At 57.4% G+C, this 15,135-nt stretch carries 16 protein-coding genes and 1 riboswitch; of the genes, 10 read left to right on the top strand and 6 right to left on the bottom strand.

Features of this window, described 5'->3' with window-relative positions:
* Positions 1-6: 6 nt before the first annotated feature.
* The 6 genes from ACYVHX_RS05780 (at position 7) to tenA (ending at position 5,956) form a co-directional block, all read left to right on the top strand.
* A complete protein-coding gene (locus ACYVHX_RS05780; protein WP_460670677.1) occupies positions 7-1,428 on the top strand; it encodes a SusD/RagB family nutrient-binding outer membrane lipoprotein in 1,422 nt (473 codons plus the stop codon).
* A gap of 113 nt (positions 1,429-1,541) precedes the next feature.
* Positions 1,542-2,789, top strand: a complete 1,248-nt coding sequence (gene fabF / locus ACYVHX_RS05785) for a beta-ketoacyl-ACP synthase II (RefSeq protein WP_460670678.1) — start codon at positions 1,542-1,544, stop codon at positions 2,787-2,789.
* 29 nt (positions 2,790-2,818) lie between these two features.
* A riboswitch (TPP riboswitch) is annotated at positions 2,819-2,923 on the top strand.
* Positions 2,924-2,969: 46 nt separating this feature from the next.
* Complete coding sequence (gene thiM / locus ACYVHX_RS05790) at positions 2,970-3,770, top strand: hydroxyethylthiazole kinase (RefSeq protein ID WP_460670823.1); 801 nt, start codon at positions 2,970-2,972, stop codon at positions 3,768-3,770.
* Between the two features lie 2 nt (positions 3,771-3,772).
* Positions 3,773-4,405, top strand: a complete 633-nt coding sequence (thiE, locus tag ACYVHX_RS05795) for a thiamine phosphate synthase (protein ID WP_460670679.1) — start codon at positions 3,773-3,775, stop codon at positions 4,403-4,405.
* Positions 4,406-4,493: 88 nt separating this feature from the next.
* Positions 4,494-5,300, top strand: coding sequence for a bifunctional hydroxymethylpyrimidine kinase/phosphomethylpyrimidine kinase (thiD, locus tag ACYVHX_RS05800; RefSeq protein WP_460670680.1), 807 nt, complete (start codon positions 4,494-4,496; stop codon positions 5,298-5,300).
* A gap of 5 nt (positions 5,301-5,305) precedes the next feature.
* The gene (tenA, locus tag ACYVHX_RS05805; RefSeq protein WP_460670681.1) at positions 5,306-5,956 is read left to right on the top strand and encodes a thiaminase II; all 651 of its coding nucleotides are present in this window, start codon (positions 5,306-5,308) and stop codon (positions 5,954-5,956) included.
* Positions 5,957-5,988: 32 nt separating this feature from the next.
* Here the strand turns inward: tenA and ACYVHX_RS05810 are convergent, their stop codons facing one another.
* Entirely contained in the window at positions 5,989-6,654 is a 666-nt protein-coding gene (locus ACYVHX_RS05810) for an arginine-tRNA-protein transferase (RefSeq protein WP_460670682.1), read from the bottom strand.
* A 303-nt stretch (positions 6,655-6,957) separates the two neighbouring features.
* On the opposite strand from ACYVHX_RS05810, the gene ACYVHX_RS05815 reads away from it, so the two are divergent.
* From ACYVHX_RS05815 to ygiD, 3 genes are all read left to right on the top strand, one after another.
* Positions 6,958-8,202, top strand: coding sequence for a sugar MFS transporter (locus tag ACYVHX_RS05815; protein ID WP_460670683.1), 1,245 nt, complete (start codon positions 6,958-6,960; stop codon positions 8,200-8,202).
* An 89-nt stretch (positions 8,203-8,291) separates the two neighbouring features.
* Positions 8,292-8,825, top strand: coding sequence for a hypothetical protein (locus ACYVHX_RS05820; protein ID WP_460670684.1), 534 nt, complete (start codon positions 8,292-8,294; stop codon positions 8,823-8,825).
* A 110-nt stretch (positions 8,826-8,935) separates the two neighbouring features.
* Positions 8,936-9,769: a 4,5-DOPA-extradiol-dioxygenase gene (gene ygiD / locus ACYVHX_RS05825; RefSeq protein WP_460670685.1), complete on the top strand. Its 834-nt coding sequence runs from the start codon at positions 8,936-8,938 to the stop codon at positions 9,767-9,769.
* A gap of 189 nt (positions 9,770-9,958) precedes the next feature.
* On the opposite strand, the gene ACYVHX_RS05830 is transcribed toward ygiD, so the two are convergent.
* The 3 genes from ACYVHX_RS05830 to ACYVHX_RS05840 form a co-directional block, all read right to left on the bottom strand.
* On the bottom strand, positions 9,959-10,093 hold the full coding sequence (locus tag ACYVHX_RS05830) for a hypothetical protein (protein ID WP_460670686.1): 135 nt from the start codon (positions 10,091-10,093) through the stop codon (positions 9,959-9,961).
* A gap of 29 nt (positions 10,094-10,122) precedes the next feature.
* Positions 10,123-10,266 carry a hypothetical protein gene (locus ACYVHX_RS05835; protein WP_460670687.1) on the bottom strand — a complete coding sequence of 48 codons (144 nt, stop codon included), beginning with the start codon at positions 10,264-10,266 and terminating at the stop codon, positions 10,123-10,125.
* Positions 10,267-10,445: 179 nt separating this feature from the next.
* Positions 10,446-11,483: a helix-turn-helix transcriptional regulator gene (locus tag ACYVHX_RS05840; RefSeq protein ID WP_460670688.1), complete on the bottom strand. Its 1,038-nt coding sequence runs from the start codon at positions 11,481-11,483 to the stop codon at positions 10,446-10,448.
* A 284-nt stretch (positions 11,484-11,767) separates the two neighbouring features.
* Here ACYVHX_RS05840 and ACYVHX_RS05845 point away from each other — a divergent pair, with 284 nt between their 5' ends.
* Positions 11,768-13,303 carry a PKD domain-containing protein gene (locus ACYVHX_RS05845; protein ID WP_460670689.1) on the top strand — a complete coding sequence of 512 codons (1,536 nt, stop codon included), beginning with the start codon at positions 11,768-11,770 and terminating at the stop codon, positions 13,301-13,303.
* 78 nt (positions 13,304-13,381) lie between these two features.
* On the opposite strand, the gene ACYVHX_RS05850 is transcribed toward ACYVHX_RS05845, so the two are convergent.
* Both ACYVHX_RS05850 and ACYVHX_RS05855 read right to left on the bottom strand, forming a co-directional pair.
* The gene (locus ACYVHX_RS05850; protein WP_460670690.1) at positions 13,382-14,524 is read right to left on the bottom strand and encodes a trypsin-like peptidase domain-containing protein; all 1,143 of its coding nucleotides are present in this window, start codon (positions 14,522-14,524) and stop codon (positions 13,382-13,384) included.
* 1 nt (position 14,525) lies between these two features.
* Positions 14,526-15,101: an RNA polymerase sigma factor gene (locus ACYVHX_RS05855; RefSeq protein WP_460670691.1), complete on the bottom strand. Its 576-nt coding sequence runs from the start codon at positions 15,099-15,101 to the stop codon at positions 14,526-14,528.
* Positions 15,102-15,135: the final 34 nt, after the last annotated feature.

The raw sequence follows: 15,135 nt of genomic DNA on the forward strand, positions 1-15,135 counted from the left end.
AAGATCATGAAATTCACCTATAAAATTATGGTTCCGGTTCTGACCCTGCTGCTGGTGGGCCTGGGCGGGTGTAAGGACTATTTCGAACTGAACGACAATCCGAACCTGATTGCCAATCCGCCCCTGGCGTCGCTGCTGTCGACTACCACGCAGAAAACCGCCCTGAATTCGCAGCGCGTGGCCGGTTTTACCTCGTATTTTGTGCAGTACCTGGCTAGCCCCGGCACCGGCGGCTCCACCGATACCTACCAGATTACGGATTATACCACGACCTGGGATGCGGTTTATTACGGAATGGCCGATCTGTATGACCTCAAGAAAAAAGCCCAGGAGCAGGGGGCTTCCGATTACGTTGGCGTGACCAACATCATGCTGTCGTACCACCTCAACCTGATTGCCGACGTGTTTGGCGGGGCGCCGTTCTCCGATGCCTTCACCGGAACCACCCTGACGCCCAGATACGATGCCGAAGACGCCCTGTACACAACCGCCCTGACCCTGCTGAACGAGGGCCTGGTCGAGCTGGCGAAAACCGACTCTAAGCTGAAACTGGCCGACGCTGCCGCTAACGACCTGATTCACAAGGGCAGTGTGGCCGCCTGGATCAAAACCGCCAACGCGCTGAAAGCCCGGATGTTGAACAAGGTCTCGAAGCAGGCGTCCTACAAACCGGCCGACGTGCTGGATGCGGTTTCCAAATCGTATACGACCAATGCCGACGACGCGCAGATGGCTTCGTTTCTGCTGCGGAATCCGTGGGCAACCATCGCCCGCAACAACGCGGCTCTGGTGCTCGATGGCTGGATTTCCGATCAGTTTGCCAACCACCTGAACGGAACGACCTACGGTGTTGTGGACCCGCGGGTCGAAAAAATTACGGACAAAACCGTCAACAACGACTACAAAGGCACCCGCAACGGGCAGGGCAATGTGGGCGGTAACAACACCGTGAAGGACGAAGTGTACATTTCGCTGAACTCGCCCCTGACCGGTGATGCGGCCCCGCTGCTGATTGTAACCCATGCCGAACTGCGGTTCGTGGAAGCCGAAGCGGCTTTTCGGGCGGGCGACAAGGCCCGCGCCTATACGGCCTATCTGGCCGGGATCCGGGCCAACATGGATAAGTACGGCGTGGCTGCGGCTGCCCGCGATGCCTACCTGGCCAATCCGGTTGTTGCGGTCGGGTCGGCGGCTCTGACCCTCGACCTGATTTTCAAGGAGAAATTCGTGGCTACCTACCTGAACCCGGAAGCCTGGAACGACGCCCGCCGGTACGATTACAAGTACAAAGGATTCCGCCTGCCGTTGAATGCGGCTTTGCCGACCTACATCCGCCGGGCCGCGTATCCAAACGGCGAAACCTCTAAAAACGGTGCTAATGTGCCGACCGAAGTGGTTTTATCCACTCCGCTCTGGTGGGATAAGTAGGTTATTTTTGAATAGACCGATCGCGGCTGACCCATTTCCGGAAATGGGTCAGCCGCTTTTTTGTACCCACGCACCGAAGTTGCTTACTTTGCGGACTCATTTAACCAGCAGTCATGTTACACCGGGTTGTTATTACGGGATTAGGGGCGTTTACCTCACTGGGTCACGATATTCCGACGTTTTGGGACAATGTTATCAACGGCCGATCGGCTTTTGCGCCCATCACCCGCTTCGATGCGTCCTTGTTCCGGACGCAGTTTGCCGCCGAAATTGCCAATTTTGACCCGACCCAGTACCTCAGCCGGGCCGACGTAAAGCGGACCGACCGGTTTTCGCAGTTTGCGCTCATTGCCGCCGAGCAGGCCATCCGGGATTCCGGTTTTGATCTGGGCCAAATGGACCCGTTCGATGTGGGCGTCATCTGGGCATCGGGGCAGGGCGGCACCGAAACGCTGGAAGAGCAAACCACGGCGTATGCGCGGGGCGACGGACAGCCGCGTTTCAGTCCGTTTCTGGTGCCCAAGGTGCTGCTGAACCTGGCCTCGGGCATGATCTCGATCCGGCACGGTTTTATGGGCATCAACTACAGCCCGGTTTCGGCCTGCGCCAGTTCCAATTCGGCCTTGATGGACGCCTTTAATTACATCCGGCTGGGCAAGGCCAAAATCATAGTCAGTGGCGGTTGCGATGCGGCCATCACGCCCTCGTCGTTTGGGGGTTACTGTTCGATGAAAGCCATGTCGACGCAAAACGGAGGTCCCCAAACCGCATCGCGGCCGTTCGACCTGGATCGCGACGGTTTTGTGATGGCCGAAGGCGCCGGAGCCCTCATTCTGGAAGAATACGAACACGCCGTTCGGCGGGGCGCGACGATCTATGGGGAGATGGTGGGCGCGGCCATGACGGGTGATGCCTACCACATTACGGCCACGCACCCGGACGGAATCGGAGCCACCCGGGCCATGCAACTCGCCCTGCAGGAAGCCCGCATCACCATCGAAGACCTGGATTACCTGAACGCCCACGCCACCTCGACTCCTGTGGGAGATTTGTCGGAAATGAAAGCCGTGGCCCACCTGACCGGGAACCGGAAAATAAACCTGCACATCAGCGCCACCAAATCGATTACGGGGCACCTGATGGGCGGGGCCGGGGCCATCGAAGCCGTGATCAGTATGCTGGCCATGCGCGATAACGTGATTCCGCCGACCATCAACACGACGCAGCGCGACCCGGCCATTCCGGAAAGTCTGAACATTGTTTTGAAGGAGGCCCGGGCGAAGAACGTAAAGACCGTCATGAGCAACACCTTCGGCTTCGGCGGCCACAACGGCATCGTGGTTTTTCAAAAAATAGCATAACCGTACCGCAGAAATCCGTTACCTTTGCCGGGCAACTTTAGGGGTGTCAGCGACCGAAAACCGGGCTGACTGAGAGCATACCCTTACCACCTGATGCAGTTCATGCTGCCGTAGGGAAAAGTTACCGAGACGCCCTCCGCTCTCCTGAAGTTGCTGTGTACCGAACGCATTGACAGCAACATGCTCCCAACTCCGCAAACCATCTGGACCGACGTCGAAACGATTCGCGCTCAGGCTCCGCTCATTCACAACATCACCAATTTTGTGGTCATGAACACCACGGCCAATGCGCTGCTGGCGCTCGGCGCATCGCCCGCCATGGTGCACGCGCCCGAAGAAGTCGAAGATTTTGTTTCCATCGCCAGCGCGCTGGTAATCAACATCGGCACGCTGGATGCCACCTTTGTGGCCGGCATGAAACTGGCGATGCGCCGGGCGAAAGACCTGGGAAAACCGGTGGTTTTTGATCCGGTGGGCGTGGGGGCCACCGCGTACCGGAACGGCGTCAGCTGGAACCTGCTGACGCTGGCGACGCCCGACATCATTCGCGGCAATGCGTCGGAAATCAGGGCGCTGGCGGGGCTGGATGCGCAAACCAAAGGCGTCGATAGTACGGTTGGGTCCGATGCCGCCGTCGAGGCCGCCCGGCGGTTGAGCCGCGTCTGGAACTGTGTCGTTATCATCAGCGGAGCCACCGACTACATTATCCGCGACGACCAAACCGCCACCATTGCCAACGGGCACCCGCTGATGACCAAAGTGACGGGTATGGGCTGCACCGCAACGGCTTTGACCGGCGCTTTTGCCGCCGTCAATTCCGACTACTTTCAGGCTGCCACGCACGCGATGGCGGTGATGGGCATTGCGGGGGAACGGGCCGTTGAGCAGCGGGCGGCTCCCGGTAGCTTGCAGGTCAATTTCCTGGACGCCTTGTATCAATTGACCGAATTGGACGTTCAAAACCGCCTGAAAACCGCCTGATCATGAACGAGTTGTATTTAGTGACCGATGCCGGCATCAATGGTCAGGCCGGTCATACGGTGCCGTACCTTGTCGAAGAAGCCTGCCGGGCCGGGGTGCGGTGGGTGCAGGTGCGGGAAAAAACCGCATCGACCCGGGCTTTTGTGGAACTGGGGACCGCCTTGAAGCAAATCACGCAGGCCTACGGAGCCCGGCTGATTGTCAACGACCGGGTCGATGTGGCGCTGGCCATCGACGCCGACGGGGTGCACGTGGGGCAGGACGATATGCCGCCCCGGCTGGTTCGCCACCTGATCGGCCCGGACAAACTCATCGGACTTTCGGTGAACAACCTCGCCGAACTGCAAACCGCAGCCGGAACCGCCGTCGATTACCTCGGCATTGCGGCCGTTTTTCCGACGGGCACCAAAGACGACACGTCCAGCCTGCTCGGACTGGAAGGGCTGCGGGAAATTTGCCGCCGGACCACCTTGCCGACCTTCGCCATCGGCGGCATCAACGCCCACAACATTCGGGCGGTGCTGCAAACCGGCGTGACGGGCGCGGCCGTGGTGTCGGCCATCTGCGGCCAGTCGTCGCCCTACGAAGCCACGCGGGAACTCATTCGATTGAGTGAGTTGCGATGGAGCGATTGAGTGATTTTTTGTTCGCTCCCCGACCAATCACTCAATCGCAATTCGCTCAACTATAACTCACACAATCACTCAATCGCTCATTCACTCAATGAAAACGTACGCACGTGCGCTCACCATCGCCGGTTCCGACAGCGGGGGTGGGGCCGGAATCCAGGCTGACCTTAAAACCTTTGCCGCGCTGGGCTGTTACGGAATGTCGGTTCTGACGGCGCTGACGGCCCAGAACACCCGCGCCGTGACCGGAATCCTGCCCGTTCCGGCCGCCTTTGTTGCCGAACAACTCAAGGCGGTTTTGGGCGATATCGGCACCGATGCCGTCAAAATCGGGATGCTGCATTCGCCGGAGGTGATCGTGCAGGTGGCTCGGACGCTGACGGAGTTTGGCGTCACCAACATTGTCCTCGATCCGGTGATGGTGGCGAAAAGTGGCGACAAACTGTTGCAGGACGAAGCCGTCGATGCGCTCAAAACGCATTTGCTGCCGCTGGCGTCGGTCATTACGCCCAATCTGCCCGAAACCAGCGTGTTGCTGGGCCGAACCGTCGAAAACCGGGACGAAATGCCCCAGGCTGCCGTCGATCTGGCCGGGTTCGGGCCGGATGCGGTTCTGGTGAAAGGCGGCCATCTGACAACGGACGAAAGCAGCGATCTGCTGTACCGGACGACGGGGGAGCAACACTGGTTTTCGACCAGCCGGATCGCAACGGCCAATTCGCACGGAACGGGCTGCACGCTTTCGTCGGCCATTGCCGCCGGTCTGGCCAACGGATTGCCGGTGGAAGAATCCGTTTCGGCCGCTAAATCGTACCTAACGCGGGCGCTCCGGGCGGGTGCCGAGTACCGGCTAGGGCAGGGGCACGGGCCTGTTCATCATTTTTACACGTTCTGGGGATAACACACATGCAATTTACCGACCAGCTCTGGCAGGACATTCTTCCGGTTTATGAGGCCATTTTACAACACGGTTTTGTGAAAAAACTGACGGCGGGGAGCCTGCCGACGCCGACGTTTCAGTATTACATTCAGCAGGATGCGCTGTATCTGGCGGATTTCAGCCGGGCGCTCAGCCAGCTGGCAGCCCGCGCGGCCCGGACCGACGATCTGTTGCGGTTTACGCAGTTTGCCCAGAACGCCCTCCTGGTTGAGCAGGCCTTGCACGAGACGTACTTTGCGCTGTATGAAATTGAGCCGGAAACCGCAAAAATGCCGGCCTGTTTTGCCTACACGAATTACCTGCTGGCGACCACCTCGCTGCAATCCGTGGCGGTGGGCGCTGCGGCCGTCCTGCCCTGCTTCTGGATTTACCGGGAAGTCGGCAAACACATCTACCAGCGGGCAATTCTGGCCAATCCCTACCGCTCCTGGATCAACACCTACGCCGGAACGGCGTTCGACGAGTCGGTCCGGCAAATGCTGGAAATCACCGACCGCCTGGCCGACCAGGCCGGCAACGCCGAACGGGCGCAGATGCAGGAAGCGTTCCGGGTGGCGAGTCGGCTGGAGTGGTATTTCTGGAACGATGCCTACGAGCAAAACCGCTGGCGGGTGTAACACCCGGTTTTTGCGAAAACCGCCGGATTGCGCTACGATTCGTCCAGAATGTCGGCGGCCAGGGCCTGCACGGTTTCCCAGGAAAAAGGAAGCCATTGGCCGCTGGTATCGTCGAAAACTTCGGTGGCGGCTTCGCAGGGAAACAGCTTGTAATCAAATTTGGGGTAATTGCTGACGAGGTAGCCGGGGTAGTAATACAGCTTCTGCTGGTGGCGTCCGTACTTGATTTTCTGCAGCATCAGGTATTTCCCCAGGCTGTGTTTGCGGTACTCCGGGTGGTAAAAATTCATGATGCCGGCAATGCTGTTGCCGCCTTTATCGAAAATGCCGACGGCAATCAGGCGGTTTTCGTGCCGCACTTCAATCGAATACGTGTTGAAGACATTGTAGGTGGACTCATTGTTCAGCCAGAAATCAACCGATTCGGGCGCTTCGAAATCGACGGCGCTTTTGTACAGGGCGTAGAGCGCTTCGATTTCGTCGGTCAGCGCAAAGCGCTTCACCGTGGTCAAAAAGCCTTCGTTGCGCCGGAGCAGCGCGCGTTGTTTGCTGCCAAAGCTGACCTCCGGCAGGTTAAACCGCAGCCAGTGAACGGGAAAAACCGTATCGCCATGCACCAGAAACCGGCACGTAAACAGCCTTTGGTGCATCCGGAAATACCCCAGGCTCAGGTATAAATCCAACTGACTTCCTTCCATCGTCGGTGGGTGTTACGCCAAATAAAGGCTCAAGGTAAGGACGAAACCGCACATTTTCCAGCGAAAGCAGCCGGTGTTTTGCCCCGGCGGTGCCGGAAAAACCGCTTTCGGGTCCCCGCGTCGGAGCCGGCGGCCCGCACCGATTCAATCCGGTAGCCCGACCGAACGGAGCGCCGGGGAAGCGTGCCTGCCGGACCGGCTTTTTTTGTGGGGAGTTTACCAAATTAAAATTAAGCGTTACATTGTCCCGGCATTTCAGTTCGTTTCAACTGATAGCGGATCGCTTAAACTAACTCCTTACCCATGCAATCAAGTGTAAGTACCCGAAAGCCAGCGGCTTTTACCGACAAGAAATACCTCGTCACGCTGGTATTCGTCACCTCCCTCTTTATGTTCTGGGGCATTGCCATCACGATGGGCGATGTGCTCAACAAACATTTTCAGCACGTGCTGAGCCTGACCAAAACGCAATCGGCCTTCGTGCAGTTTGCCATTTTCGGGGCCTATTTTGTGATGGGGATTCCGGCCGGTTTGTTCATGAAGCGGTTTGGCTATAAAAATGGGGTGCTGCTGGGGTTGGGCTTGTTTGCCACCGGCGCCTTTCTGTTCGTACCGGCGGCCAATGCGGCTTCGTTTACCTATTTCGGGCTGGCCCTGTTCATTCTGGGGTGCGGTCTTTCGACGCTCGAAACCGTGGCGCACCCGTTTGTGGCTTCCCTGGGCGACCAGCGGACCAGCGACCAGCGCATCAATTTTGCCCAGGCTTTCAACGCGCTGGGGGCAATTATGGGCCCCGCCATCGGTTCCTTTTTTCTCTTGCGTACCAATGTCGAAGGCAGCACGGATCTGACCTCGGTCAAGATGCTCTACATCGTGATTGGGAGCGTCATTGCCGGTATTGCCCTGCTGTTCTCGTTCGTGAACGTTCCCGCACTGACCGATCCGCACGCAACGTCCACTACCGATCCGGCGGCCGTAAACGTCGACAGCGAACCGGGTAAGAGCCTTTTTCAGCACAAGCACTTTGTCTGGGCGGTTATTGCCCAGTTTTTCAACGTGGCCGCGCAGGGTGGCACCTGGGCCTTTTTTATTAACTACGGCCACGAAAAAATGGGTTTCACCGACGCCGTGGCCGGGAATTACATGGTGCTGTTCATGGCGCTGATGCTCGCCGGGCGTTTCGTCGGAACGTTCCTGATGCGGTTTATTGCCCCCAATTCGCTGCTGGCCATTTTTGCCGCCAGCAACATCGTGATGTGTCTCATCGTCGCCCAGAATTTCGGCTGGCCGTCGTTCATCGCCCTGCTGATGCTGAATTTCTTTTTCAGCATCATGTTCCCGACCATTTTCAGTCTGGGACTCAAAAACCTGGGGCCGCACACGCAGCAGGCCGCTTCCTTTATTTCGATGGGGGTGTGCGGAGGGGCGCTTTTTCCGTTTGCAATGGGGGCCGTAGCCGAATACGATGTGGCTGCCGCCTATTACCTGCCCATCATTTGCTACGCCGTGATTTTCCTGTTCGGCGCCCGCTTCTCGAAAGCCCACTAATGGATTCGCCCGGCCCGGGCCGCGCTGGCTCCGTCCGGGCGAATCTTTGGCCGCTTGTTTGCTTGTCTGTCAACTAAACAAGCTTGCCCATGAACCGCTTCTGTCGCTTCCTGATCTCTATTTTGGTGTTGAGCAGCCCGGTTTTTGCCCAGCGGGTTACCATGCGGGAACTGCTCGACATGACCGGCCTGAAAACCGCCCAGGTCGATTCCTGCCTGTTTCGGAAGGGGTTTTTCCTGAAAAGCCGCTCCGAGAGCGTGGCCAATCCGGCCTGCATCTACGCGTACGAACCGTTTCCGCACCTCGGCGACCTGACCCAAACGACGACCCTGATCCAGTACATCAGCAATGCGCAACTGGGCCTGTTGAATTTTCAGCAACCGTCGAAAGCGCGGCAAACGGCTTTGCGGGACGAGCTGATGGCAATGGGCTTTAAACCGGCCGAAACCGTCGCCGGGGCCGAATTGACGGAGCGTCAGATTTTTTACAAAGATAAAATCATCGTCAGCTTTAAACCCGCCGACGCCGGAAACGGCATTGCGGGCCACTACCGCGGCTACAGCATTGCCATTCACCACGAACGCCGGCTGGCCGAAAAACCGGATAGGTACCTGAGGAACTAATGTCGATACATTTGATGTTGATACATTAAATAAGGATTGCGAAAAGCTCGGTCCTAGACCGACCTGGAACGCAATCCGTTTGTCAGGACCCTGTAACAGCTTTGCTGCGTATGAATAATTTACCCGCTTTCAAGAAATTTACGGACGGCCTGGACCGTCAGGAAACGCTGATGCCGGTTTTGTTTGTCGGCCACGGTTCGCCCATGAATGGCATTCAGGACAACGAGTTCAGCCGGCGCTGGACCGCGATGGCGCAGGAAATTCCGACACCGACGGCGGTGCTGGTGGTTTCGGCGCACTGGTTTACGAAAGGCACCAAAATTACGGCGATGGACTTTCCGGAAACCATCCACGACTTCGGCGGTTTTCCCCGGGCGTTGTTCGAGGTGCAGTATCCGGCGCCCGGCAACCCGGTTCTGGCGCGGGAAACGGCGGCTTTGCTGCACTCGGCTCCGGTCGAACTGGCGCACGATTGGGGCCTCGACCACGGCACCTGGACGGTGGTTCGGCACATGTATCCGGATGCCAACATCCCGGTTTTGCAGCTGAGCATCGATTACACCAAAGGGCCGCAGTATCATTTCGATCTGGCCAGAGAGCTGTATGAACTTCGGCGGAAAGGTGTGCTGATCATCGGCAGCGGAAACATGGTGCATAACCTGCGAATGGTGGCCTGGGACAAAATGGATGTGCCGAATTATGGCTACGACTGGGCGATTGCGCTCAACGATACCTTCAAGAATTTGATCAGCACCGGTGATTTTAAACCGCTGATTCAATACAGCAGCCTGGGCCGGGACGCTCAGCTGGCCATTCCGACGCCGGAACACTACCTGCCGTTACTGTACAACCTTGGCCTGAAAGGCGCTAACGATCCGGTTTCGTTTTTCAACGACCGGGCCGTGGCGGGTTCATTGACGATGACCTCGGTGAAAATTGGCTAAGCGGAACCTGCCCGTCCAAAAAAGAGTTTTGTAGACAGGCTGTCAACGACGGTCTTTGCGAGAGACGACGAGTTCGTTCCGGAATAAAAAGTTAACGTATTGTTTGACAATTGAAGAGATGGGCAGTGGTTTACCGCCCATCTCTTTTTTATGAGAAACCGCCCCGGTTTGGGCCGCGGGGCCCGCTATTTACGGAACGATTTTTTCCAGAAAGGATTTGTCCGATCCTCCACCCCGATTTTTGTAGAGTACCACCGTCGTTTGGGTTGCCGGAAAATACAGCGCATTGGCTTCGGTGCCGATGAGCGCGCCATTGGGTCCCAAACCGGTCTGCTTGCCAACCTCCTAGATTTTTAGCCCAAACCGTAGGTGCAGTCGATGCTGTTGCAATTCGCCAGCTGCTGTTTTTGCAGGGCGGCCAGCAGGGGTTGCGAAATGATTTTCCCGTTGAAAAGCGCCGGGTAAAACCGGTGAATGTCGCCCACGGTGTTGACCATTCCTCCGACGGCCAGGCCGCTGCCCCGGCCCCGCACCGCCTGACCGAGCAGCCGAAACTAAGGCTGGCCGTCGATGGTTTCATGCGTCAGTTGTTGTTGTTCAGGAGGCAAAAAACCGGGTTTACGCCGTCGGAATGGACGGCCAGAGCCTTACAGCCTGGACGTAACGAATGGAATCGTTACGCATAAACCGGGCGGGAATCGGTGACCCGAAACCGTGGTTTTCCGTGCTGATACTGGGACGGCGAAATGCCGGTGTATTTTTTAAAGGCGATGGAAAAATGCTGCGAATGTTCGTAGTTCAGGCGGTCGGCCACCTCATCAACCGAGAGGGCGCTGTTGCGCAGCAGTTGCCCGGCGTATTCCATCCGTAACTTCCGCAGGTAATTGAAAACCGTGGTATCGAACAGCTGCTTGAAGCCCTTTTTGACCTTGAATTCATTGAGCAGGCAGTAGCGGCTCAGTTGGGCGAGCGAGTGGTCGGCCAGAAAATGGCTGTTGAGGTACGCCTTCAGGTGGTGCAGTTTTTCCACTTCGTCGGACGGCATGGTGTCGGAGGGGCCGGCTGGCGTTTGAAACTGTTCGATTTCCAGGGCGAGCAGCTCCAGCACCCGCGATTGAAGCAGCAGGTTGCGCATCGGCCCCGACGACCGGTTGTTCTGAATATCGTTGATCAGGCACTGCATGGCGGGCGTAATGGTCTGAACCCCTTTGACGCCGGAAAAGGGCCGTTCGGCGGCAACATCCGCCAGAATCCGCTCGCTCCAGCCGTCGGTCTGACCCAGGGAAGCAGCAAAAAAATCCTTGCTCAAACTAATCAGCAGCGTCGACACCGACTGCCCGCCTTTTAGCTGGTTGATGTGTCCGGCGTCGGGCGTATGAATCAGGTTGTGCGTCTGGGGTCGCATGTTCAGGTCGTGGCCCAATCCGCGAAACCGGGAGTCGATGGCTCCGCCGAGCATGAAATTGATGCTGATCGAATCGGACGAACTGGCGTCGTGCAGCTCAATATCGCGGTCGAGGTCCCACTGCATCTCAATCACCTGCATGTGCGTCAAGTCGGTGTGACGGGCTTTGATCAAACCGGCATTCGGATGGCGAAAACGGAGAAAACCGGCCGGGGCGGCTTCCGCCGGTGGCGAAGCTGCGGCCTGTGATGAAACAATCACTTCTGCATCAAACAAATCTGCTGCCTGTAAAACCGTACTTGCTGCCATGGCCGTGTGTAGTGTTGGTAAAACCCCCGAAGAATACCGGTTGAATAGGACGAAAATAAGGGCAGGGTCCGAAGGCGCGAACGGGCTTGCGACTCAACTGGGAGAAGCCGGTCGTCAACTGGCAAATTGGGAAGCTGAATTGTAAAGGCGGTTTTTTGCCATAATCCGTTTGGAGTAGGTTCTAATCCGGTTTGCGTAGGCAGCAGCGGGCTTTTCCGCCGAATTTTGCAGACAATAAACCGCAGGAAGTACCTGCAAACAACCATCTGTAAACACAAAAACAAATGAAATCACGGAATCAATTGCCCGCCTTGCCTGGGGAAACCGCCCGAAAAACCGCCTTTTTGAACGGAGTAGCCCGGTCGGTGAAATTCTTCTTTTTCTTGCTGGTGGCAGTTCTGCTGGTAACGGGCTGTAAAAAAGTCGTCGTGGAACCGACCGAATCCCTGGTGGCCAACGCCGGTCCCGACCAGCCGGTGCAGGTGGGCCAACTGGTGACGCTGGACGGGAGCGCGTCGGGTGACGGTTCGGGAAAACCGCTGACCTACCAGTGGACGCTGACCGCCAAACCGGCCAAAAGCGTGGTGGCGCTGACGGCTCCGACCACCGCCCGCCCGACCTTCACCCCCGACGAAGTCGGCGAATACGAACTGAGCTTGACGGTTTCCGACGGGACCGGAACGAGTGTCGATAAAGTCCTGGTATCGGCCTCGGTAGCCCAGCCCCTCACGCTCAACAAGGATATTACGGTTAAAACCGTGCTGGAAGACCGCATTCTCAATCCGAATCTGCCCGATTACATTGTTCCGAAAGACATCGAGGTGCGGCACGAACTGACCATCAATCCGGGGGTGGTGATTGCTTTTGAGCGCGATGTGACCTTTATCGTCAGCGATGGCAGCGTTCTGGTGGCGAAGGGAACCGCCGAGAAAAAGATCCGGTTCATCGGCGTCGGACAAACCAAAGGCTACTGGGCCGGGATCATGCTCAACTCGGGAAGCAACGCCAACGCGTTCGAGCAGGTCGAAATTCTGCACGCGGGGAGCCGCCCCCTGCTCGACAACAAAAAGCTGGGAATGGCCCTGTTCAGAGACAGCCAGATTGCCCTGAAAAATACCCTGTTGGCCCAAAACGATGGCTACGGTCTGTACGTCTACAGCGGGGCGGTTTTGCGGGAATTCTCGACGAACACCTTCAGCAACAACACCGAAGCGGGGATTCTGCTTTCGACTGAAAATGTGGCGAAGCTGGATGCAGCCTCGGTTTTCAGCAGCGGCAACGGCCGGAACGTCGTAGAGATCAACACCGATTACATTGGCGACAACGTATCGAAAGACGAGATTGTGTGGGGCGGTTTTGCCGACAAAACGCCGTATCGCCTGCTGAAGACGGTAGCCGTGCGCACGGGCTGGAAACTGAATCCGGGCGTAACAATCGAAATCGCGCGGGATGAATCGATTATCATCAACGAAGACGCCTACCTGCTGGCGAAAGGGACCGCCAGCCAAAAGGTGACGTTCACCGGGGCCGGAACCACGGCGGCTTACTGGCGGGGTATTCTGAGCCACTCGGCCAGCAACCAAAACCGCATCGAATACGCCGAAATCAAAAATGCGGGCAGCCAGGCGATCATCTCCGGCCACCGGGCCAACCTGGCGCTGTACGGGGAAAACGCCACGCTGACCATTCAGAACACCCGCATCAGCGGCAGTGGCGGCTACGGCATCTGGGTGGGCTACGGGTCAAGCCTCAACGAAGACGCTCCGGCCAGCAACACCTTCGACGGCAACGTTCAGGCCACCATCGGACGCGAAAACTGATGGACCGAAACGAAAAACGCCATCGACAGCTTCGTAAAACCGGGGCTGTCGATGGCGTTTGGTGATCGCGTAAGAACGCTATTTTTCGTGCTTGAACACCTTGACGATGTACACGCTCTCCTGAATCTTCTTGATCTGATCTTTGCGCGCGAGTTTGGCAAGGCCGTTTTTACGACTCATCCGGATCGAATTGTTTTTGAGCGAATCCGTCGGGATGGCCGATATGGCCCGGAACAGGTAATCCGTTTTGATGGCGAACGTAGCGCCTTCCGTGGAGGTTTGTTTGCCGCTGATGATACCAATCACGTTGCCTTTTTCGTCGAGCAGCGGCCCGCCCGAGTTCCCGGGGTTGACGCTGATGGCCACCTGATACGCCGTTGAGTCGCCCCGATACCCGGTTTTTGAACTGAGATAGCCTTCGCCGTACACAATTTCCTCGCGCGGAAAACCAAGGGTGAACACGCGCTCGCCCAGATCCGACGGACCGGCTTCAAAACCGTAGGGGAGGGCGGTTTTCACCCGAAACGCACTGTCTTCGTGAACCTGCAAAATCGCCAGATCGTATTTGCGATCGGCATAAACCACCTTGGCTTTGTAAATATCGCCTTTCGTGCTCTGGATGTAGACCGAATCGGCATCCTGAATGATGTGCGTGTTCGTCACCAGATAGCCGTTCGGCGACAGGAGAAAACCGGAGCCCGCTACCTGGCCGGGGTTGATCTGGAGCGCCCGTTCGCGGGCGTTGAGGTCCTGCAAAATGGCGTTCTGCGACCGCCGGATGGCTTGCAGATCCCGGCGCATCATGCTGTATTGTTCCTGCTGCTTGTGGCTCGACTGGTACTGACGAATCAGCATCAGCGTTCCGAAGGTGGTGATCAGCGCCACCGAAGCCGCCACCGCCAGAATGGGGCGGTAGGTCTGCCACAACTGCCGGATCGTTCCGGGGTTCCGGTGGAGCGGCCGCCCGTTCGATTCGTTCTCCGCTTCTTCCCGCATCGCATCCAGGTCCAGATTCGCGTGAATCCGGTTCAGACGCTTGCGGAAATCCGTACGCTGGCCGTAGTGCTGCATCGCCTGCGCCAGCTGCTGCTGTTCGCGGGCGCGCTGGGCCAGAACCGGGTCTGACCGGCGGAGTGCTTCAAACTCCAGCCGCTCGGTTTCGGTCAGCTCGTCGCGAAGCCATTTGTCCGTCCAATCGGTGAATTGCTGGTGGTTGATCATATTACTCTTCTTTAAACACGGAAAAGAACAGCCGTTTGAGCCGCATCAGGCATTTGTACTTCTGCGTTTTGGCGTTATCGGCGTTCGTATAGCCAAACTTTTCGGTAATGTCCTGCATCGACAGGTGGCGGATGTAAAAATCCTCCAGCAAGGTCCGGCAGGGTTCGCCCAGTCGCTCGAGCGAATCGGCCATCAGTTCGAACTGGCGGTCGCGGATTTCGTGCCCGGCCAGATCCTCCTCAACATCGGCCACCTCTTCCGGATCCCGCAGCAGCGCACCGTTGCGGCTGCGCAGCGACAACTGCTTGAGCCAGAGCCGCCGACTGACCGAATACAAGTACGTTTTTAGCTGGCAGTTCAGTTCCAGCGAGTCCGCCGTTACTTTTTCGTACAGCACAATCAGGGTTTCCTGATAAATATCTTTGGCGTCATCTTCCGTGCCGCTGTTGTTCAGAATCAGGTGCAGCACCATCGGAAAATACCGCCGGTACAGTTCTTCCAGTACCGCGTCCGAACCGTTGGCCAGGCCCGCAAGCAACTGGTCGTCAGATAAATGCAAACGGTTCGGGTTTGTCATTGGTTCCTTGCCTACTTAATACGATTCCGGGTCA

This window comes from Larkinella ripae (assembly GCF_054780775.1).

Coding starts and splice junctions, on each gene's coding strand:
- thiE (WP_460670679.1), top strand. CDS start 3,773: ATGAACGAGTTGTATTTAGTGACCGATGCCGGCATCAATGGTCAGGCC.
- ygiD (WP_460670685.1), top strand. CDS start 8,936: ATGAATAATTTACCCGCTTTCAAGAAATTTACGGACGGCCTGGACCGT.
- fabF (WP_460670678.1), top strand. CDS start 1,542: ATGTTACACCGGGTTGTTATTACGGGATTAGGGGCGTTTACCTCACTG.
- ACYVHX_RS05855 (WP_460670691.1), bottom strand. CDS start 15,101: ATGACAAACCCGAACCGTTTGCATTTATCTGACGACCAGTTGCTTGCG.
- ACYVHX_RS05845 (WP_460670689.1), top strand. CDS start 11,768: ATGAAATCACGGAATCAATTGCCCGCCTTGCCTGGGGAAACCGCCCGA.
- ACYVHX_RS05815 (WP_460670683.1), top strand. CDS start 6,958: ATGCAATCAAGTGTAAGTACCCGAAAGCCAGCGGCTTTTACCGACAAG.
- ACYVHX_RS05840 (WP_460670688.1), bottom strand. CDS start 11,483: ATGGCAGCAAGTACGGTTTTACAGGCAGCAGATTTGTTTGATGCAGAA.
- thiD (WP_460670680.1), top strand. CDS start 4,494: ATGAAAACGTACGCACGTGCGCTCACCATCGCCGGTTCCGACAGCGGG.
- thiM (WP_460670823.1), top strand. CDS start 2,970: ATGCTCCCAACTCCGCAAACCATCTGGACCGACGTCGAAACGATTCGC.
- ACYVHX_RS05780 (WP_460670677.1), top strand. CDS start 7: ATGAAATTCACCTATAAAATTATGGTTCCGGTTCTGACCCTGCTGCTG.
- ACYVHX_RS05820 (WP_460670684.1), top strand. CDS start 8,292: ATGAACCGCTTCTGTCGCTTCCTGATCTCTATTTTGGTGTTGAGCAGC.
- ACYVHX_RS05850 (WP_460670690.1), bottom strand. CDS start 14,524: ATGATCAACCACCAGCAATTCACCGATTGGACGGACAAATGGCTTCGC.
- ACYVHX_RS05810 (WP_460670682.1), bottom strand. CDS start 6,654: ATGGAAGGAAGTCAGTTGGATTTATACCTGAGCCTGGGGTATTTCCGG.
- ACYVHX_RS05835 (WP_460670687.1), bottom strand. CDS start 10,266: ATGGTCAACACCGTGGGCGACATTCACCGGTTTTACCCGGCGCTTTTC.
- tenA (WP_460670681.1), top strand. CDS start 5,306: ATGCAATTTACCGACCAGCTCTGGCAGGACATTCTTCCGGTTTATGAG.